The 18926-nt window shown below is 41.3% G+C and carries 19 protein-coding genes; 18 read left to right on the forward strand and 1 reads right to left on the reverse strand.

The features are described from left to right. Window positions 1-72: 72 nt before the first annotated feature. The 7 genes from QM865_RS01365 to QM865_RS01395 all read left to right on the forward strand — a co-directional run bounded on the left by QM865_RS01365 (window position 73) and on the right by QM865_RS01395 (window position 8658). The gene (locus QM865_RS01365; protein WP_049513180.1) at window positions 73-1734 is read left to right on the forward strand and encodes a ribonuclease J; all 1662 of its coding nucleotides are present in this window, start codon (window positions 73-75) and stop codon (window positions 1732-1734) included. Between the two features lie 66 nt (window positions 1735-1800). After that, the gene (locus QM865_RS01370; RefSeq protein WP_414305838.1) at window positions 1801-2580 is read left to right on the forward strand and encodes an alpha/beta hydrolase; all 780 of its coding nucleotides are present in this window, start codon (window positions 1801-1803) and stop codon (window positions 2578-2580) included. Window positions 2581-2710: 130 nt separating this feature from the next. Beyond that, a complete protein-coding gene (locus QM865_RS01375; protein ID WP_414305839.1) occupies window positions 2711-3925 on the forward strand; it encodes an aminoacyltransferase in 1215 nt (404 codons plus the stop codon). 11 nt (window positions 3926-3936) lie between these two features. Continuing rightward, a complete protein-coding gene (locus tag QM865_RS01380) occupies window positions 3937-5169 on the forward strand; it encodes an aminoacyltransferase (protein ID WP_414305840.1) in 1233 nt (410 codons plus the stop codon). Between the two features lie 78 nt (window positions 5170-5247). Continuing rightward, window positions 5248-5949: a M57 family metalloprotease gene (locus QM865_RS01385; RefSeq protein WP_414305841.1), complete on the forward strand. Its 702-nt coding sequence runs from the start codon at window positions 5248-5250 to the stop codon at window positions 5947-5949. A gap of 38 nt (window positions 5950-5987) precedes the next feature. Then, entirely contained in the window at window positions 5988-7835 is a 1848-nt protein-coding gene (gene uvrC, locus QM865_RS01390; protein WP_414305842.1) for an excinuclease ABC subunit UvrC, read from the forward strand. Then, window positions 7825-8658 (forward strand): metallophosphoesterase family protein, encoded by an 834-nt coding sequence (locus QM865_RS01395; RefSeq protein WP_414305843.1) that lies wholly within the window; start codon window positions 7825-7827, stop codon window positions 8656-8658. The genes uvrC and QM865_RS01395 overlap by 11 nt, the downstream gene beginning before the upstream one ends. Window positions 8659-8839: 181 nt before the next feature. Here QM865_RS01395 and QM865_RS01400 read toward each other — a convergent pair whose 3' ends face one another. Further along, window positions 8840-9640, reverse strand: a complete 801-nt coding sequence (locus QM865_RS01400) for an amino acid ABC transporter substrate-binding protein (protein ID WP_414305844.1) — start codon at window positions 9638-9640, stop codon at window positions 8840-8842. Window positions 9641-9810: 170 nt separating this feature from the next. Between QM865_RS01400 and QM865_RS01405 the strand changes: the two genes are divergently transcribed. From QM865_RS01405 to QM865_RS01455, 11 genes are all read left to right on the forward strand, one after another. Then, window positions 9811-10416: a nitroreductase family protein gene (locus tag QM865_RS01405; protein WP_414305845.1), complete on the forward strand. Its 606-nt coding sequence runs from the start codon at window positions 9811-9813 to the stop codon at window positions 10414-10416. 13 nt (window positions 10417-10429) lie between these two features. Further along, complete coding sequence (gene pepV, locus QM865_RS01410; protein WP_261074404.1) at window positions 10430-11830, forward strand: dipeptidase PepV; 1401 nt, start codon at window positions 10430-10432, stop codon at window positions 11828-11830. Between the two features lie 53 nt (window positions 11831-11883). Next, window positions 11884-12474, forward strand: a complete 591-nt coding sequence (locus QM865_RS01415; RefSeq protein ID WP_033677920.1) for a uracil-DNA glycosylase family protein — start codon at window positions 11884-11886, stop codon at window positions 12472-12474. After that, window positions 12471-12758, forward strand: coding sequence for a rhodanese-like domain-containing protein (locus QM865_RS01420; protein WP_033677918.1), 288 nt, complete (start codon window positions 12471-12473; stop codon window positions 12756-12758). Before QM865_RS01415 ends, QM865_RS01420 begins: the two co-directional genes overlap by 4 nt. Before the next feature lie 275 nt (window positions 12759-13033). Continuing rightward, window positions 13034-14359, forward strand: coding sequence for a branched-chain amino acid transport system II carrier protein (gene brnQ, locus QM865_RS01425; protein WP_033677916.1), 1326 nt, complete (start codon window positions 13034-13036; stop codon window positions 14357-14359). A gap of 96 nt (window positions 14360-14455) precedes the next feature. Further along, window positions 14456-15493 (forward strand): M42 family metallopeptidase, encoded by a 1038-nt coding sequence (locus QM865_RS01430; protein WP_414305846.1) that lies wholly within the window; start codon window positions 14456-14458, stop codon window positions 15491-15493. Window position 15494: 1 nt separating this feature from the next. After that, window positions 15495-15956 carry an HIT family protein gene (locus tag QM865_RS01435; protein WP_414305847.1) on the forward strand — a complete coding sequence of 154 codons (462 nt, stop codon included), beginning with the start codon at window positions 15495-15497 and terminating at the stop codon, window positions 15954-15956. A gap of 10 nt (window positions 15957-15966) precedes the next feature. Next, window positions 15967-16683, forward strand: a complete 717-nt coding sequence (ldcB, locus tag QM865_RS01440) for an LD-carboxypeptidase LdcB/DacB (protein ID WP_414305848.1) — start codon at window positions 15967-15969, stop codon at window positions 16681-16683. A gap of 122 nt (window positions 16684-16805) precedes the next feature. Next, entirely contained in the window at window positions 16806-17231 is a 426-nt protein-coding gene (rplK, locus tag QM865_RS01445) for a 50S ribosomal protein L11 (RefSeq protein WP_001085807.1), read from the forward strand. Window positions 17232-17438: 207 nt separating this feature from the next. After that, window positions 17439-18128, forward strand: a complete 690-nt coding sequence (gene rplA, locus QM865_RS01450) for a 50S ribosomal protein L1 (RefSeq protein WP_001085675.1) — start codon at window positions 17439-17441, stop codon at window positions 18126-18128. A gap of 186 nt (window positions 18129-18314) precedes the next feature. Beyond that, the gene (locus QM865_RS01455) at window positions 18315-18827 is read left to right on the forward strand and encodes an adenine phosphoribosyltransferase (protein ID WP_001049318.1); all 513 of its coding nucleotides are present in this window, start codon (window positions 18315-18317) and stop codon (window positions 18825-18827) included. The last annotated feature ends 99 nt before the right edge of the window (window positions 18828-18926 follow it).

An 18926-nucleotide genomic window follows, 5' to 3' on the forward strand; every position in this document is an offset into this window, starting at 1 on the left:
AGGTAATAGTGCTTTTAGAATAAAAGGGTAAGTAACCCTATAATCAAGATAAATTAAGCTTTTGGAGGAAAAATGAGTAATATTAGTTTAACAACACTTGGTGGTGTACGTGAAAATGGGAAAAATATGTACATTGCTGAAATTGGAGAGTCCATTTTTGTTTTGAATGTAGGGTTAAAATATCCCGAAAATGAACAATTAGGGGTCGATGTGGTGATTCCAAAGATGGATTACCTTTTTGAAAATAGCGACCGTATTGCTGGGGTTTTCTTGACCCACGGGCATGCGGATGCCATTGGTGCTCTGCCTTATCTCTTGGCAGAGGCTAAAGTTCCTGTATTTGGGTCTGAGTTGACCATTGAGTTGGCCAAACTCTTTGTCAAAGGAAATGATGCCGTTAAGGAATTTAATGATTTCCATGTCATTGATGAGAATACGGAGATTGATTTTGGTGGGACAGTGGTTTCCTTCTTCCCTACGACTTACTCCGTTCCAGAGAGCCTGGGAATTGTCTTGAAGACAGCTGAAGGTAGCATCGTTTATACAGGTGACTTCAAATTTGACCAGACAGCTAGTGAATCCTATGCGACAGACTTCGCTCGTTTGGCAGAAATCGGTCGTGACGGCGTCCTGGCTCTCCTCAGTGATTCGGCCAATGCGGACAGCAATATTCAGGTGGCTAGTGAAAGTGAAGTTAGGGATGAAATTACCCAAACCATTGCTGACTGGGAAGGTCGTATCATCGTTGCAGCTGTTTCCAGTAACCTTTCTCGTATCCAGCAGATTTTTGACGCTGCGGATAAAACAGGTCGACGTATCGTCTTGACAGGATTTGATATTGAAAATATCGTCCGCACAGCGATTCGTCTCAAGAAGTTGTCTTTAGCCAACGAAATTCTCTTGATTAAGCCGAAAGATATGTCTCGCTTTGAAGACCATGAGTTGATTATTCTTGAGACAGGTCGTATGGGTGAACCTATCAATGGACTTCGTAAGATGTCGATTGGTCGCCATCGTTATGTAGAAATCAAGGATGGGGACCTGGTCTATATTGCTACGGCTCCGTCTATTGCTAAAGAAGCCTTCGTTGCGCGTGTGGAAAATATGATTTATCAGGCAGGAGGGGTTGTCAAATTGATTACCCAAAGTTTACATGTATCAGGGCACGGAAATGCGCGTGATCTTCAGTTGATGATTAATCTCTTGCAACCCAAGTATCTCTTCCCGATTCAAGGGGAATACCGCGAGTTGGATGCCCATGCTAAGGCTGCTATGGCAGTTGGAATGTTGCCAGAACGCATTTTCATTCCTAAAAAGGGAACCAGCATGGCTTATGAGAATGGGGACTTTGTCCCAGCTGGAGCGGTTTCGGCAGGGGATGTCTTGATTGACGGGAATGCCATTGGTGATGTTGGCAATGTGGTCCTTCGTGACCGTAAGGTCTTGTCAGAGGATGGTATTTTCATCGTAGCAATTACAGTTAATCGTCGTGAGAAGAAAATTGTGGCCAAGGCTCGTGTTCACACGCGTGGATTTGTTTATCTCAAGAAGAGCCGCGATATTCTCCGTGAAAGTTCAGAATTGATTAACCAAACGGTAGAAGATTATCTTCAAGGAGATGACTTTGACTGGGCAGATCTTAAAGGGAAGGTTCGTGATAATCTGACCAAGTATCTCTTTGACCAAACTAAACGTCGTCCAGCTATTTTACCAGTAGTCATGGAAGCAAAATAATCGTTGAAATAAACAGAGAGAAAGTCGAGTTTCGGCTTTTTCTTATAGAAAAATAGAGGAAAAATTATGGCAGTAATGAAAATTGAGTATTACTCACAAGTTTTGGATATGGAGTGGGGAGTGAATGTTCTTTACCCCGATGCCAATCGAGTGGAAGAACCAGAGTGTAAAGATATTCCCGTCTTGTACCTTTTGCATGGGATGTCTGGCAATCATAATAGTTGGCTCAAGCGGACCAATGTAGAACGCTTGCTTCGAGGCACTAATCTCATCGTTGTTATGCCCAATACCAGCAATGGTTGGTACACCGATACCCAATATGGTTTTGACTATTACACAGCTCTAGCAGAGGAATTGCCACAGATTCTGAAACGTTTCTTTCCTAACATGACCAGTAAGCGTGAAAAGACCTTTATCGCTGGCCTCTCTATGGGAGGCTACGGCTGTTTCAAATTGGCTCTTGCTACAAATCGTTTTTCTCATGCAGCTAGTTTTTCAGGTGCTCTTAGCTTTCAAGATTTTTCTCCTGAAAGCCAAGATTTGGGAACGCCAGCATACTGGAGAGGTGTTTTTGGGGAGATTAAAGATTGGACAGCTAGCCCCTATTCTCTTGAAAGTTTGGCTAAAAAGTCGGACAAAAAGACCAAGCTCTGGGCTTGGTGTGGTGAACAGGATTTCTTGTACGAAGCCAATAATCTGGCAGTGAAAAATCTCAAAAAACTGGGATTTGATGTGACCTATAGCCATAGCGCTGGAACTCACGAGTGGTATTATTGGGAAAAACAATTGGAAGTTTTTTTAGCAACCCTACCAATTGAGTTCAAATTAGAAGAGAGATTGAGTTAGTTTTTTATAAATGAACCACTATTTATAGTTATTCTTGGCTTTAAAACAATGATGGAAGTCTGTTTTCACTAGACTTTTCAAACGAAAGTAGTAGAATAGTAATAAGATACTGGAGGAAAGAGAGTAGGAAATGTACCGTTATCAAATTGGCATTCCCACATTAGAATATGATCAGTTTGTCAAAGAACATGAATTAGCTAATGTATTACAAAGCAGTGCTTGGGAAAAAGTGAAATCTGATTGGAATCATGAGAGGCTTGGTGTCTATGAAGAAGGGAACTTACTGGCTGTGGCTAGTATTCTCATAAAGTCCCTCCCTTTGGGGTATAAAATGTTTTACATCCCAAGAGGTCCTATATTGGATTACAGGGATACAGAACTTTTAAAGTTTGTCCTGCAGTCTATTAAGTCTTATGCTCGCAGTAAGAGAGCGGTTTTTGTGACTTTCGATCCAAGCATTTGTCTATCTCAACATTTGGTCAATCAAGATAAAAGAGAATATCCTGAAAATCTTGCTATTGTTGATATTTTAGGGCAATTAGGAGTGAAATGGTCTGGGCGTACAACCGAGATGGATGACACCATTCAGCCTCGTATTCAGGCGAAAATATATAAGGAAAATTTTGAAGAAGATAAACTTTCTAAATCAACGAGGCAAGCTATCCGAACAGCACGAAACAAAGGGCTTGAGATTCAATATGGTGGACTGGAACTATTAGATTCATTTTCGGAGTTGATGAAAAAAACTGAGAAGCGAAAAGAGATTCATTTAAGAAACGAAGCCTATTATAAAAAATTATTAGATAACTTCAAAGAAGATTCTTATATCACGCTAACGAGTTTGGATGTTTCTAAGCGTTTAAGAGAATTAGAAGAACAGTTAGAAAAAAATAGAGTAGTTGCAGAAAAATTTAATGATGTAACCAAACCTTCAAAAGTTCAGGAAAATATAAAAGAAAAAGAACGTTTAGAAGAGGAAAGAGATTTCTTGCAGGGATATATGAATATGGGAAAATCAAACATTCCGTTAGCGGCTACTTTGAGTTTGGAATTTGGTACTACCTCTGTCAATCTATATGCTGGTATGGATGATGATTTTAAACGTTACAATGCACCAATTTTAACTTGGTATGAAACGGCTCGCTATGCCTTTGAGCGAGGTATGTTGTGGCAAAATTTAGGTGGTGTTGAAAACTCTCTCAATGGTGGACTTTATCATTTTAAGGAAAAATTTAATCCAACGATTGAAGAATATTTGGGAGAATTTACAATGCCTACCCATCCTCTCTATCCTCTGTTAAGACTTGCTCTTGATTTCCGTAAAACATTAAGAAAAAAAACATAGAAAGTAAGTATATGGCACTAATTACACTCACGAAAGAAGAGTTTCAGGCTTATTCTGATCAGGTTTCTTCTCGTTCCTTTATGCAATCTGTTCAGATGGGGGACTTGTTAGAAAAAAGAGGGGCTCGAATTGTTTATCTTGCATTGAAACAAGAAGGAGAAATTCAAGTTGCAGCTCTGGTTTATAGCTTGCCCATGCTGGGTGGACTACATATGGAGATCAATTCGGGGCCGATTTATACCCAACAAGATGCTCTCCCAGTTTTTTATGCGGAGTTAAAAGAATATGCCAAGCAAAATGGTGTATTAGAGTTGCTTGTAAAACCTTATGAAACTTATCAAACTTTTGATGGTGAAGGTAATCCAATAGATGCTGAGAAAAAAAGTATTATTCAAGATTTGACTGATTTAGGTTATCAATTTGATGGTTTAAAAACAGGTTACCCAGGTGGAGAACCGGATTGGTTATATTGTAAAGATTTGAATGAGCTAACTGAAAAGACCTTGCTTAACAGTTTTAGTAAAAAGGGGAAAGCTTTGGTGAAAAAGGCTGATACATTTGGTATTCAGTTGAAAAAATTAAATCGTGAAGAACTTTCAATTTTTAAAGATATAACAAAAACAACCTCTGAACGTAGAGAATATAGTGATAAAAGTTTAGAATATTATGAGCACTTTTATGATTCATTTGGAGAACAAGCGGAGTTTGTAATTGCTAATCTAAATTTAGGAGAATATATACAAAATTTAATACATAAGCAAAAAGAATTATCTGAAAAAATAGCTACCTCACTACTCTTATTAGAACAATATCCAGATTCTGCACAAAAGAAAAAAGAACACAAAGAATTGGCTAGGCAGTATGAAAGCTTTGAAGTTCGAAAAGCAGAAGCACGAGAGTTGATTGAAAAATATGGAGAGAAAGATCTTGTCTTAGCAGGTAGTTTATTTATTTATATCCCTCAAGAAACGACCTATCTTTTTAGTGGTTCCTATACTGAGTTTAATAAATTTTATGCACCAGCTTTGCTTCAGAAATATGTTATGTTGGAAAGCATAAAACGTGGGATACCTAAATACAACTTCCTAGGGATTCAAGGGATTTTTGATGGAAGTGATGGTGTTTTGCGTTTTAAACAGAATTTTAATGGCTATATTGTACGCAAAGCAGGTACTTTCCGTTATCATCCATCGCCTTTAAAATACAAAACTATTCAGTTATTCAAAAAAATATTAGGACGTTAAGATGAAAAAGCAAGTATTTAGCTTTCTTTCAGCTTGTTTTAGTAAAATAGCTTTTATTTGCTAGAAAGGTGGAGGGACATGCGCTGGATTTTTCGTTTGATAGGGGCTTTCTTTTCTTTTGTGTGGCGTTTGTTTTGGCGTCTAGTTTGGATAGTCGTGTTCTTATGTGCTCTTGCTTTCGGTCTTCTCTGGTATCTGAACGGGGATTTTCAAGGAGCGCTAAAGCAGGCAGAGCGATCAGTCAAGATTGGTCAACAAAGTATCGACCAATGGGGAAAAACAGGGCAACTGCCTAAGTTGAACCAGACAGATAGCCACCAACACTCTGAAGGAAGGTGGGCACAGGCTTCTGCTCGTATTTACCTGGATCCGCAGATGGATTCACGTTTTCAAGAGGCATATTTAGAAGCAATTCAGAACTGGAATCAAACTGGTGCCTTTCATTTTGAACTTGTGACTGAGTCCAGCAAGGCAGATATCTTGGCTACGGAGATGAATGACGGAGGTACTCCTGTGGCAGGAGAAGCGGAAAGTCAGACCAATCTCTTGACGGGGCAATTCTTGTCTGTCACGGTGCGGTTGAATCACTATTATCTGTCCAATCCAGACTATGGCTATTCCTATGAGCGCATTGTCCATACGGCAGAACATGAGTTGGGGCATGCGATTGGCTTGGACCATACAGATGAAAAGTCTGTCATGCAACCTGCGGGTTCCTTTTATGGTATTCAGGAAGTGGATGTTGCAAACCTTCGAAAATTATATGAGACCAATGAGTAGGGGACTATCTTTCCCTACTTTTTTGCTATAATGGAATTATGAACAACTTGATTAAATCAAAACTAGAGCTCTTGCCTACCAGCTCTGGTTGCTACATTCACAAGGATAAAAACGGCACCATTATCTATGTAGGAAAGGCTAAAAATCTGCGTAACCGCGTGAGGTCTTATTTCCGTGGAAGTCATGATACTAAGACAGAGGCTCTGGTGTCTGAAATTGTGGATTTTGAATTTATCGTTACGGAGTCCAATATTGAGGCACTTCTCCTAGAAATCAATCTAATCAAGGAAAATAAGCCCAAGTACAATATCATGCTCAAGGATGATAAGTCCTATCCCTTCATCAAAATCACTAATGAGCGCTATCCTCGTTTGATTATCACCCGTCAGGTCAAAAAGGACGGCGGTCTCTACTTTGGACCTTATCCAGATGTGGGGGCAGCCAATGAAATTAAGCGACTGCTGGATCGGATTTTCCCTTTTCGCAAGTGTACCAATCCGCCGTCTAAGGTCTGTTTTTACTACCATATCGGTCAATGTATGGCCCACACCATCTGTAAGAAGGATGAGGACTATTTCAAGTCTATGGCTCAGGAGGTTTCTGATTTTCTGAAAGGCCAAGATGACAAAATCATTGATGACCTAAAGGGCAAGATGGTGGCGGCAGCCCAGACTATGGAGTTTGAACGTGCGGCGGAATACCGTGACCTGATTCAAGCTATTGGAACGCTTCGGACCAAGCAACGGGTCATGGCTAAGGACCTCCAAAACCGCGATGTTTTTGGCTACTATGTGGACAAGGGCTGGATGTGTGTTCAGGTTTTCTTTGTTCGTCAGGGAAAACTCATCGAGCGGGATGTCAATCTCTTCCCTTACTACAATGATCCTGATGAGGACTTCTTGACCTATGTGGGACAATTCTATCAAGAAAAATCTCACTTGGTTCCCAATGAGGTGCTGATTCCGCAGGATATTGATGAAGAAGCAGTCAAGGCCTTGGTGGATACCAAGATTCTCAAGCCCCAACGTGGAGAGAAAAAGCAACTGGTCAATTTGGCTATAAAGAATGCCCGCGTCAGCCTAGAGCAGAAATTCAACCTGCTGGAGAAATCTGTCGAAAAGACCCAAGGAGCTATTGAAAATCTTGGTCGCTTGCTCCAAATACCGATTCCAGTCCGCATCGAATCCTTCGATAACTCTAATATCATGGGAACCAGTCCTGTTTCAGCCATGGTGGTCTTTGTCAACGGCAAACCAAGTAAAAAAGATTACCGTAAGTATAAAATCAAGACCGTAGTCGGGCCAGACGACTATGCCAGTATGAGAGAAGTCATTCGCAGGCGTTATGGTCGAGTTCAACGAGACGGTTTGACTCCTCCTGATTTGATTGTCATTGATGGAGGACAAGGTCAAGTCAATATCGCCAAGCAGGTCATCCAAGAAGAACTGGGCTTGGACATTCCCATTGCAGGTTTGCAAAAAAATGACAAGCATCAAACCCATGAATTGCTCTTTGGAGATCCGCTTGAGGTGGTGGAGTTGTCTCGCAATTCTCAGGAATTTTTCCTCCTCCAACGAATCCAAGATGAGGTGCACCGCTTTGCTATCACTTTCCACCGCCAACTACGCTCTAAAAATTCTTTTTCATCTCAATTGGATGGGATTGAAGGTCTGGGACCTAAACGCAAGCAGAATCTCATGAAGCATTTCAAGTCTTTGACCAAAATCAAGGAAGCCAGTGTGGATGAAATTGTCGAAGTTGGAGTACCTAGAGCGGTTGCAGAGGCTGTGCAGAGGAAGTTGAACCCGCAGGAAGAAGTGGAATTGGCTCAAGTGGCGGAAGAAAGAGTAGATTACCAAACGGAAGGAAACCACAATGAAACATAAAATCGCAATTTTATCAGATATTCATGGCAATGCGACGGCCCTAGAAGCAGTGATTGCAGATGCTAAAAATCAAGGAGTCAGTGAATACTGGCTTCTGGGAGATATTTTTCTTCCTGGTCCAGGCGCAAATGACTTAGTCGCCCTGCTAAAGGACCTTCCTATCACAACCAGTGTTCGAGGCAATTGGGATGATCGTGTCCTTGAGGCCTTGGATGGCGAATATGGTTTGGAACATCCGAAAGAAATCCAGTCAATGCGCATGACCCAGTTTTTGATGGAGCAAATGGATCCTGCAACGATTGTCTGGCTACGAAGCTTGCCTTTGCTGGAAAAGAAAGAAATTGACGGATTGCGCTTTTCTATCTCTCATAATTTGCCAAATAAGAACTATGGTGGTGACTTGCTAGTTGAGAATGATACAGAGAAATTTGACCAACTCCTAGATGATGAAGTTGACGTGGCAGTCTATGGTCATGTCCACAAGCAGTTGCTTCGTTATGGCAGTCAAGGGCAACAAATCATCAATCCAGGGTCGATTGGCATGCCCTATTTTAACTGGGAGGCGTTAAAAAATCACCGTGCCCAGTATGTCGTGATAGAGGTTGAAGATGGGGAATTGGTAAATATCCTATTTCGTAAAGTCGCTTATGATTACGAGGCTGAGTTAGAATTGGCCAAGTCCAAGGGGCTTCCCTTTATCGAAATGTATGAAGAATTACGTCGTGAAGATAACTATCAGGGACACAATCTGGAATTATTAGCAAGCTTAATAGAAAAGCATGGGTATGTAGAAGATGTGAAGGATTTTTTTGATTTTTTGTAAGAATTTTCTAAAATAACCAATGCAAACTAAAAAAGCGATTGGCTGGTCCAATCGTTTTTAATATATCTTATACTCAATGAAAATCAAAGAGCAAACTAGGAAGCTAGACGTAGGCTGCTCAAAATACTGTTTTGAGGTTGCAGATAGAGCTGACGTGGTTTGAAGAGATTTTCGAAGAGTATTATTGTAACTGAGATTGATCTGGAAGATAAGAACCCCCTAGATAGGTATTACTGAGTTTTTCGAGTGTTCCGTCTTGGTAGAGTTCTTTGAGTGCTTTATCAAATTGCTCTTTAAACTCTTTTTGGTCGCTTGAGAAAACGATATAGTTGTTGGGGCTATCGGCAGAAGGTAAATCAACCACAGAAAGGTCTAAGCCACGGTCCTTGATAATCTTTTGCACGGATACCTTGTCAAAAACTAGGAAATCAAACTCTCCGTTAGCAAGGTCTAGGATTCGTTTACCGATATCTTCGCCAGAAAAATCGATAGTAGCAGGATTGTCAGTGTGTTTCTGATTCCAGTTATTGATGAATTGAGCGTTTGAAGTTCCGGTATCCTCTTGCGTTGTTTTACCAGCGATTTGGTCAAGTGAAGTCAAAGGATTTTTCTTGTTGCTGACGAGGACGAGGGGGTTGTTCGAAATTGGAAGTGAGTAGAGGTATTTTTCAGCACGATCTTCTGTGTAACTCAGGTTGTTGGCCGCAGCCTGATAGTGACCAGAATCAAGTCCTGGAAAGATACTCTCCCAGGCAGTTCTTTGGAATTGAATCTCGTAGTCACTGAGTTTTTCATCCACTGCTTTTAGAACTTCTATATCGAAGCCTGTCAAATTTCCCTTATCTTCGTAGTCAAATGGTGGCACGTCGCCAGCTGTAGCAACGACGATTGCCTTTTGAGAATTAGTCTCTTTGGGTGTGGATTGATTCCCACAGGCAACTAAAAAGGGGATGATGGCTAGTAATAGGCTGAATTTTTTCATAATATCTCCATTCAAATGTAAAGTACTTGCTAGTTTATCAGAAACTTTCCTGATGAACCAGTATATATTTTTTATGGTTGTGATAAAAAAACTTAATCATGAAAAATCCCTGCAAGCTCTTTCAAATTATGGTAGAATGGAAGCAGTAGAATTAGAAAAGGAAATCGATTATGAAATTTCTTGAATTAAATAAAAAACGTCATGCGACTAAGTATTTCACTGATAAGCCAGTTGATCCAAAGGATGTGCGTACGGCTATCGAAATTGCAACCTTGGCCCCAAGTGCCCACAACAGCCAGCCTTGGAAATTTGTAGTGGTACGTGAGAAAAATGCTGAGCTGGCAAAATTGGCTTACGGTTCAAACTTTGAACAGGTATCATCAGCGCCTGTAACCATTGCCTTGTTTACAGACACAGATTTGGCTAAACGTGCTCGTAAGATTGCCCGAGTTGGTGGTGCTAACAATTTCTCAGAAGAACAACTTCAATACTTTATGAAAAATTTGCCTGCCGAGTTTGCCCGTTACAATGAACAACAGGTCAGCGACTACCTAGCCCTCAATGCAGGTCTGGTTGCCATGAACTTGGTTCTGGCTCTTACAGACCAAGGAATCGGATCAAATTTGATCCTTGGATTTGACAAATCAAAAGTCAATGAGGTTTTGGAAATCGAAGACCGCTTCCGCCCAGAGCTTTTGATTACAGTGGGTTACACAGACGAAAAATTGGAACCAAGCTACCGCTTGCCAGTAGATGAAATCATCGAGAAAAGATAGAAAGAAGAAAAAAATGACAGCAATTGATTTTACAGCAGAAGTAGAAAAACGCAAAGAAGACCTCTTGGCTGACTTGTTTAGCCTTTTGGAAATCAACTCAGAACGTGATGATAGCAAGGTTGATGCTGAGCATCCATTTGGACCTGGTCCAGTAAAAGCCTTGGAAAAATTCCTTGAAATCGCAGACCGCGATGGCTACCCAACTAAAAATGTTGACAACTACGCAGGACATTTTGAGTTTGGTGATGGAGAAGAAGTTCTCGGCATCTTTGCCCACATGGACGTGGTTCCAGCTGGTAGCGGTTGGGACACAGACCCTTACACACCAACTATCAAAGACGGTCGCCTTTATGCGCGTGGAGCTTCTGATGACAAGGGGCCTACAACAGCTTGTTACTATGGTTTGAAAATCATCAAAGAATTGGGACTTCCAATTTCTAAGAAAGTCCGCTTCATCGTCGGAACAGACGAAGAATCAGGTTGGGCAGACATGGACTACTACTTTGAACATGTAGGACTTGCAAAACCAGACTTAGGTTTCTCTCCAGATGCTGAGTTCCCTATCATCAACGGTGAAAAAGGAAACATCACAGAATACCTTCACTTTGCAGGAGAAAATGCAGGTGCTGCCCGTCTTCACAGCTTTACAGGTGGTTTGCGTGAAAACATGGTACCAGAATCAGCAACAGCAGTCGTTTCAGGTGATTTGGCTGACTTGCAAGCTAAACTAGATGCCTTTGTTGCAGAACATAAACTTAGAGGAGAACTCCAAGAAGAAGCTGGCCAATACAAGGTGACCATCATTGGTAAATCAGCCCACGGTGCTATGCCTGCTTCAGGTGTCAATGGTGCGACTTACCTAGCCCTCTTCCTTAGCCAGTTTGACTTTGCTGGTCCAGCCAAAGACTACCTTGACATCGCTGGTAAAATTCTTTTGAACGACCATGAGGGTGAAAATCTCAAGATTGCCCATGTGGATGAAAAGATGGGTGCTCTTTCTATGAATGCAGGCGTCTTCCGATTTAATGAAACAAGTGCTGATAATACCATTGCCCTTAATATCCGCTATCCAAAAGGAACAAGTCCAGAACAAATCAAGTCAATCCTTGAAAACTTGCCAGTTGCTTCTGTTAGCCTTTCTGAGCATGGTCATACCCCTCACTATGTGCCAATGGAAGATCCACTTGTGCAAACCTTGTTGAATGTTTATGAAAAACAAACTGGTCTTAAAGGTCATGAGCAAGTTATTGGTGGTGGTACCTTTGGTCGTTTGCTGGAGCGTGGGGTTGCCTACGGTGCCATGTTCCCAGACTCAATTGACACCATGCACCAAGCAAATGAATTTATCGCCTTGGATGATCTCTTCCGTGCAGCAGCAATCTATGCCGAAGCTATTTACGAATTGATCAAATAATGATATAGAAGTCTGAGATTGTATGCTTAGACTTCTTTTTGGAGGGAAAGTAGATGTCTCAAATTGAAAGAATCAAGCAGGCTATTATGGCAGATCCTCAGAATGCTACCTATACAAAGCGTGGCATCGAGCCTCTCTTTGCAGCGCCAAAGACTGCTCGCATCAATATCATCGGTCAGGCACCTGGACTTAAAACCCAAGAGGCAGGCCTTTACTGGAAGGATAAAAGTGGCGATCGCTTGCGGGATTGGCTAGGTGTGGATGAAGATACCTTTTACAATTCAGGTTATTTTGCTGTTTTGCCTATGGATTTCTACTTTCCAGGGCATGGTAAGTCAGGTGACCTGCCACCGAGAACTGGGTTTGCGGAAAAATGGCATCCTCAGCTCTTGCAAGAATTACCAGACATCCAATTGACCCTCTTGATTGGCCAGTATGCCCAAGCCTACTATTTAAAGGAGAAAATCAGTGGCAAGGTGACAGAAAGGGTAAAACATTACCAGAACTACTTGCCAACCTATTTTCCACTAGTTCACCCCTCGCCGCGAAATCAAATCTGGATGGCTAAAAATCCTTGGTTTGAGTCAGAAGTGGTGCCGGATTTGAAAGAAAGAATTAAAACTATTTTAGGAGAAAAAGAATGAAAGAAATAGCCTTTGACGCATTTTACCAGCTTTACCAAAACGACCAACTTTCTTTAGTGGACGTGAGAGAAGTGGATGAGTTTGAAGCTCTTCATTTAGAAGGTGCTCAGAATCTTCCTCTGAGTCAATTAGCCGATATCTATGATCAGTTGGATAAGGACCAGTTACATTATGTTATTTGTAAATCTGGAATGAGATCGGCGCGTGCTTGCCAATTCTTATCTGAACAAGGTTATGAGGTTATCAATGTACAAGGTGGCATGATGTCCTTTGAAGAACTTTAATACTCAATGAAAATCAAAGAGCAAACTAGGAAGCTAGCCGCAGGCTGTACTTGAGTACGGCAAGGTGAAGCTGACGTGGTTTGAAGAGATTTTCGAAGAGTATAAACATTAGAATTTTCTCCTACTTGGCGTGGACTGGGTAGGGGATCTTATTTTTAGACAATTCTCATTTTTAAGAATCTTGAAAACATTCAATATTTACTTCGTGAAGCTTTTTTCATACTCCTATTCATGATATACTAGGTCAGTATTTTATAAATATGAAGGAGATTTTCATGGCTAAAAAAGGTGCTCTAACAGGTTTGCTCCTGTTTGGAATATTTTTTGGTGCGGGAAACTTGATTTTTCCGCCTTCTCTAGGTGCTTTATCTGGAGAACATTTTCTTCCTGCCATCGCAGGTTTTGTCTTTTCAGGCGTCGGTATCGCAGTCTTGACCCTTATTATTGGAACGCTCAATCCTAAAGGATATATCTACGAGATTTCAACAAAGATAGCGCCTTGGTTTGCGACTCTTTACCTCTCAGTTCTTTACTTGTCAATCGGCCCATTCTTTGCCATCCCACGTACAGCTACAACAGCTTACGAAGTAGGGATTAGCCCCCTTTTGTCGAATGCAAATAAAGGTCTTGGTTTGATTGTCTTTACGGTTCTGTATTTTGCGGCAGCCTATTTAATTTCGCTTAATCCATCAAAAATCTTAGACCGTATCGGCCGTATTTTAACACCAGTCTTTGCGATTTTGATTGTTATCTTGGTTGTGCTAGGAGCTATCAAATATGGTGGGACAAGTCCTCAAGCTGCGTCAGCTGCTTATCAGGCTTCTGCCTTTGGTACAGGTTTCCTAGAAGGTTATAATACCTTGGATGCCCTTGCCTCAGTTGCCTTTAGTGTAATCGCAGTTCAAACCTTGAAACAACTTGGATTTTCAAGTAAGAAAGAATACATTTCAACCATTTGGGTTGTTGGTATCGTTGTTGCCCTTGCTTTCAGCGCCCTTTATATCGGTTTAGGTTTCCTTGGAAATCATTTCCCAGTACCTGCTGAAGCGATGAAGGGTGGAACACCAGGTGTTTACATCTTGTCACAAGCCACTCAAGAAATCTTTGGCTCAACAGCTCAACTCTTCCTTGCAGCTATGGTTACCGTAACCTGCTTCACAACAACAGTTGGTCTGATTGTGTCAACAGCTGAGTTCTTTAATGAGCGTTTCCCACAAATCAGCTACAAGGTTTATGCGACAGCCTTTACCTTGATTGGATTTGCCATTGCCAATTTGGGTCTTGATGCGATTATCAAGTACTCCATTCCAGTATTGGTTATCTTGTACCCAATCACGATTGCTATCGTTATGATTGTCATTGTTAACAAATTTGTGGCTCTTTCAAAACCAGGTATGCAGTTGACAATTGCTGTTGTTACAGCCATTGCCATTGCAAGCGTACTAGGAAGCTCGTTTAAGGTTGAGTTTCTTGCAAACCTTGTCAACGCTCTTCCTTTTGCCAAGGCATCTCTCCCATGGTTAGTACCAGCTGTTGTCGGAATCTTGATCTCATTGGTTTTACCAAACAAGCAAGAAAGCGATGTTTTTGAAATGGAATAATCATTAAAATCACTTTTGTAGCTAAGTCTACAGGAGTGATTTTCTTTTTTATCCGATGATAAATGTGTTATAATAGGTAGCAAAAGAGGTGAAGAAATGAATCAAACAGTAGAATATATCAAAGAACTAACAGCCATCGCATCGCCAACAGGCTTCACTCGTGAGATTTCGGACTATTTAGTCAAGACTCTAGAAGGTTTTGGGTATCAGCCAGTTCGTACAGCCAAGGGCGGTGTCAATGTGACCATTAAAGGTCAAAATGATGAACAACACCGCTATGTGACTGCCCATGTAGATACGCTGGGTGCTATTGTCCGTGCTGTCAAACCAGACGGCCGTCTCAAATTGGATCGTATCGGTGGTTTCCCTTGGAACATGATCGAAGGAGAAAACTGTATCGTTCATGTGGCTAGCACAGGTGAAAAAGTATCAGGCACCATCCTCATCCACCAAACTTCTTGCCATGTCTACAAGGATGCAGGAACTGCAGAACGTACCCAGGACAATATGGAAGTGCGTTTGGACGCCAAAGTAACCAATGAAAAAGAAACTCGTGCCTTGGGGATTGAGGTCGGTGATTTTATCAGTTTTGATCCACGAACTGTCGTGACAGAGACAGGTTTTATCAAGTCTCGTCATTTGGATGACAAGGTCAGCGCAGCGATTTTGCTTAACCTGCTTCGTATTTATAAGGAAGAGAAGATTGAATTGCCCATAACAACCCATTTTGCTTTTTCAGTTTTTGAAGAAGTAGGCCACGGTGCTAACTCTAATATTCCTGCTCAAGTAGTCGAATATCTGGCTGTGGACATGGGAGCCATGGGAGATGACCAGCAGACAGACGAATATACAGTGTCTATCTGTGTCAAGGATGCTTCAGGTCCTTATCACTATGACTTCCGTCAACATTTGGTGACCTTGGCTAAAAACCAAGATATTCCATTCAAGCTGGATATCTATCCATTTTATGGTTCGGACGCTTCAGCGGCTATGTCTGCAGGTGCAGAAGTTAAACACGCTCTTCTTGGTGCGGGTATCGAGTCTAGTCATTCTTATGAGCGTACTCATATTGACTCGGTGGTCGCAACAGAGCGTATGGTTGATGCTTATCTTAAGAGTGGGTTGGTAGACTAATATGTGCCTGATTTGCCAGAGAATTGACCTCATCAAGAAGGAAGAAAATCCTTACTTTGTCAAAGAGTTGGAAACAGGCTATCTTGTGATTGGAGACCACCAGTATTTTGCAGGCTATAGTCTCTTTCTAGCCAAGGAACACGTCACCGAATTGCACCATTTAGAAAAGGAAACGAAACTCCGTTTTCTAGAAGAAATGAGTGTGGTCCAAGAGGCAGTTGCCAAGGCTTTTGCTGCTGAGAAAATGAATATCGAACTGCTAGGAAATGGCGATGCCCATCTTCATTGGCATCTTTTTCCTAGACGGACAGGTGATATGAATGGTCACGGTCTCAAGGGACGTGGGCCAGTTTGGTGGGTTCCTTTTGAAGAAATGACAGCAGAAACCTGCCAAGCAAAACCGGATGAGATTAAAAGATTAGTCGAACGTTTATCATCAGAAGTAGATAAACTATTAGAATAAAGGAGTAGAAATGAAGAAAAGATACCTTATCTTGACAGCCTTGCTAGCCTTGAGTCTAGCAGCTTGTTCACAAGAAAAAGCAAAAAATGAAGATGGCGCAGCTAAGACAGAACAAACAGCCAAAGCTGATGGAACAGCCGGCAGTAAATCTCAAGGAGCTGCCCAGAATAAAGCAGAAGTGGCTAACAAAGGAGACTACTACAGCATCCAAGGGAAATACGATGAAATCATCGTAGCCAACAAACACTATCCATTGTCTAAAGACTATAATCCAGGGGAAAATCCAACAGCCAAGGCAGAGTTGGTCAAACTCATCAAAGCTATGCAAGAGGCAGGTTTCCCCATTAGCGACCATTACAGTGGCTTTAGAAGTTATGAAACTCAGACCAAGCTCTATCAAGATTATGTCAATCAAGATGGGAAAGAAGCTGCCGACCGTTATTCTGCCCGTCCTGGCTATAGCGAGCACCAGACAGGCTTGGCTTTTGATGTGATTGGGACAAATGGTGATTTGGTGACAGAAGAAAAAGCGGCCCAATGGCTCTTGGACCATGCGGCTGATTATGGTTTTGTTGTTCGTTATCTCAAAGGCAAGGAAAAGGAAACAGGCTATATGGCTGAAGAATGGCACCTTCGTTATGTCGGAAAAGAAGCAAAAGAAATAGCTGCAAGTGGTCTCAGTTTGGAAGAGTATTACGGCTTTGAAGGCGGAGATTACGTCGATTAAAAAATAAACTTTTCTCTTGCAATTTCAGATAAATAGTGTATAATAGATGGGTATGTGAAAAGCATACTTGTGGGAGGTAAAAATCTTTAATTACCGCCAAAACCACAAAGGAGGATTTAAAAATGGCTAAAAAAGTCGAAAAACTTGTAAAATTGCAAATCCCTGCTGGTAAAGCTACACCAGCTCCACCGGTTGGACCTGCTCTTGGTCAAGCTGGTATCAACATCATGGGATTCACAAAAGAGTTCAACGCTCGTACAGCTGACCAAGCTGGTATGATCATTCCAGTTGTTATCTCAGTTTACGAAGATAAATCATTTACTTTCATCACTAAAACACCACCAGCTGCTGTTCTTTTGAAAAAAGCTGCAGGTGTTGAAAAGGGATCAGGTACACCTAACAAAACTAAAGTTGCTACAGTTACTCGTGCACAAGTACAAGAAATTGCAGAAACTAAGATGCCAGATTTGAACGCAGCAAACGTAGAGTCTGCAATGCGTATGATCGAAGGTACTGCTCGTTCTATGGGATTCACTGTTGTTGACTAATCAATAACACAGTAGAAAATCTCACAGCAGTCTATTAGTTGCTTTTCATACTAGGCAAGTGACTGAAGCTTGTACTTGGGTACAGCAAGGGAGCTTAACGAAGTAGGAAAAGAAAAATAATAGACTGATAACCCGCAAGACTTCATCATTTCGAGGAGTGACGTGGGAGATGAAAATCGATTGAACCACTTACAAGGAGAATAGAAAATGGCTAAAAAAAGCAAACAACTTCGTGCTGCTCTTGAGAAAATCGACAGCACAAAAGCATACAGCGTAGAAGAAGCTGTAGCACTTGCAAAAGAAACTAACTTTGCAAAATTTGACGCAACTGTAGAAGTTGCTTACAACTTGAACATCGACGTTAAAAAAGCTGACCAACAAATCCGTGGAGCAATGGTATTGCCAAACGGTACTGGTAAAACTTCACGCGTTCTTGTTTTTGCACGTGGTGCAAAAGCTGAAGAAGCAAAAGCTGCTGGTGCAGACTTTGTTGGTGAAGATGACCTTGTTGCTAAAATCAACGACGGTTGGTTGGACTTCGACGTAGTTATCGCTACACCTGACATGATGGCTCTTGTTGGACGCCTTGGACGTGTCCTTGGACCACGTAACTTGATGCCAAACCCTAAAACTGGTACTGTAACAATGGATGTTGCTAAAGCAGTTGAAGAGTCTAAAGGTGGTAAAATCACTTACCGTGCTGACCGTGCAGGTAACGTTCAAGCAATCATCGGTAAAGTATCATTTGAAGCTGAAAAATTGGTTGAAAACTTCAAAGCTTTCAACGAAACAATCCAAAAAGCAAAACCAGCTACAGCTAAAGGAACTTACGTAACAAACTTGACTATCACAACTACTCAAGGTGTTGGTATCAAAGTTGACGTAAACTCACTTTAATCAGTAGTTTATAAAAGAGGACGAGTACGAAAGTGCTCGTTTTTATGTGTGAGTTATAGTTTAGATAAAAATAGTTATCTTAATTTAGCTCATAGAGTGAGTAGCAAATGAAATACTGTTTTCTCTTCCTTCTTTACTAGAAAATATGGTATAATAGAGAGTAAAAACTTTGAAAGAAAGAAAAAGATGAATTTAAAAGATTATATTGCAACAATTGAAAATTATCCTAAGGAAGGCATCACCTTCCGTGATATCAGTCCTTTGATGGCTGATGGAAATGCTTATAGCTACGCTGTTCGTGAAATCGTTCAGTACGCTACTGACAAGAAAATCGACATGATTGTAGGTCCTGAAGCTCGTGGATTTATCGTGGGTTGTCCAGTTGCTTTTGAGTTGGGAATTGGTTTTGCCCCTGTTCGTAAGCCGGGTAAATTACCACGTGAAGTTATTTCTGCTGACTATGAAAAAGAGTACGGTGTTGATACATTGACTATGCACGCGGATGCCATTAAGCCAGGTCAACGTGTTCTTATCGTAGACGACCTCTTGGCAACAGGTGGAACTGTTAAGGCGACCATCGAGATGATTGAAAAACTTGGCGGTGTTGTGGCAGGTTGTGCCTTCCTTGTTGAATTGGATGAATTGAACGGCCGTGAAAAAATCGGTGACTACGATTACAAAGTTCTCATGCATTATTAATGAAAAACAGTCCTTAGGGCTGTTTTCTCTACATTAGGATATAAAAATAGACTATAGCTAGTTAGAGAAAAACTATAATTGAAAACTATATCTTCTTGC

Source organism: Streptococcus mitis, assembly GCF_047462815.1.
GTDB classification, from domain to species: domain Bacteria; phylum Bacillota; class Bacilli; order Lactobacillales; family Streptococcaceae; genus Streptococcus; species Streptococcus mitis_DO.

Bases quoted from the DNA above. Each gene is read 5' to 3' on its own strand.
- QM865_RS01365 (WP_049513180.1), top strand. From the start codon at position 73: ATGAGTAATATTAGTTTAACAACACTTGGTGGTGTACGTGAAAATGGG.
- QM865_RS01370 (WP_414305838.1), top strand. From the start codon at position 1,801: ATGGCAGTAATGAAAATTGAGTATTACTCACAAGTTTTGGATATGGAG.
- QM865_RS01375 (WP_414305839.1), top strand. From the start codon at position 2,711: ATGTACCGTTATCAAATTGGCATTCCCACATTAGAATATGATCAGTTT.
- QM865_RS01380 (WP_414305840.1), top strand. From the start codon at position 3,937: ATGGCACTAATTACACTCACGAAAGAAGAGTTTCAGGCTTATTCTGAT.
- QM865_RS01385 (WP_414305841.1), top strand. From the start codon at position 5,248: ATGCGCTGGATTTTTCGTTTGATAGGGGCTTTCTTTTCTTTTGTGTGG.
- uvrC (WP_414305842.1), top strand. From the start codon at position 5,988: ATGAACAACTTGATTAAATCAAAACTAGAGCTCTTGCCTACCAGCTCT.
- QM865_RS01395 (WP_414305843.1), top strand. From the start codon at position 7,825: ATGAAACATAAAATCGCAATTTTATCAGATATTCATGGCAATGCGACG.
- QM865_RS01400 (WP_414305844.1), bottom strand. From the start codon at position 9,640: ATGAAAAAATTCAGCCTATTACTAGCCATCATCCCCTTTTTAGTTGCC.
- QM865_RS01405 (WP_414305845.1), top strand. From the start codon at position 9,811: ATGAAATTTCTTGAATTAAATAAAAAACGTCATGCGACTAAGTATTTC.
- pepV (WP_261074404.1), top strand. From the start codon at position 10,430: ATGACAGCAATTGATTTTACAGCAGAAGTAGAAAAACGCAAAGAAGAC.
- QM865_RS01415 (WP_033677920.1), top strand. From the start codon at position 11,884: ATGTCTCAAATTGAAAGAATCAAGCAGGCTATTATGGCAGATCCTCAG.
- QM865_RS01420 (WP_033677918.1), top strand. From the start codon at position 12,471: ATGAAAGAAATAGCCTTTGACGCATTTTACCAGCTTTACCAAAACGAC.
- brnQ (WP_033677916.1), top strand. From the start codon at position 13,034: ATGGCTAAAAAAGGTGCTCTAACAGGTTTGCTCCTGTTTGGAATATTT.
- QM865_RS01430 (WP_414305846.1), top strand. From the start codon at position 14,456: ATGAATCAAACAGTAGAATATATCAAAGAACTAACAGCCATCGCATCG.
- QM865_RS01435 (WP_414305847.1), top strand. From the start codon at position 15,495: ATGTGCCTGATTTGCCAGAGAATTGACCTCATCAAGAAGGAAGAAAAT.
- ldcB (WP_414305848.1), top strand. From the start codon at position 15,967: ATGAAGAAAAGATACCTTATCTTGACAGCCTTGCTAGCCTTGAGTCTA.
- rplK (WP_001085807.1), top strand. From the start codon at position 16,806: ATGGCTAAAAAAGTCGAAAAACTTGTAAAATTGCAAATCCCTGCTGGT.
- rplA (WP_001085675.1), top strand. From the start codon at position 17,439: ATGGCTAAAAAAAGCAAACAACTTCGTGCTGCTCTTGAGAAAATCGAC.
- QM865_RS01455 (WP_001049318.1), top strand. From the start codon at position 18,315: ATGAATTTAAAAGATTATATTGCAACAATTGAAAATTATCCTAAGGAA.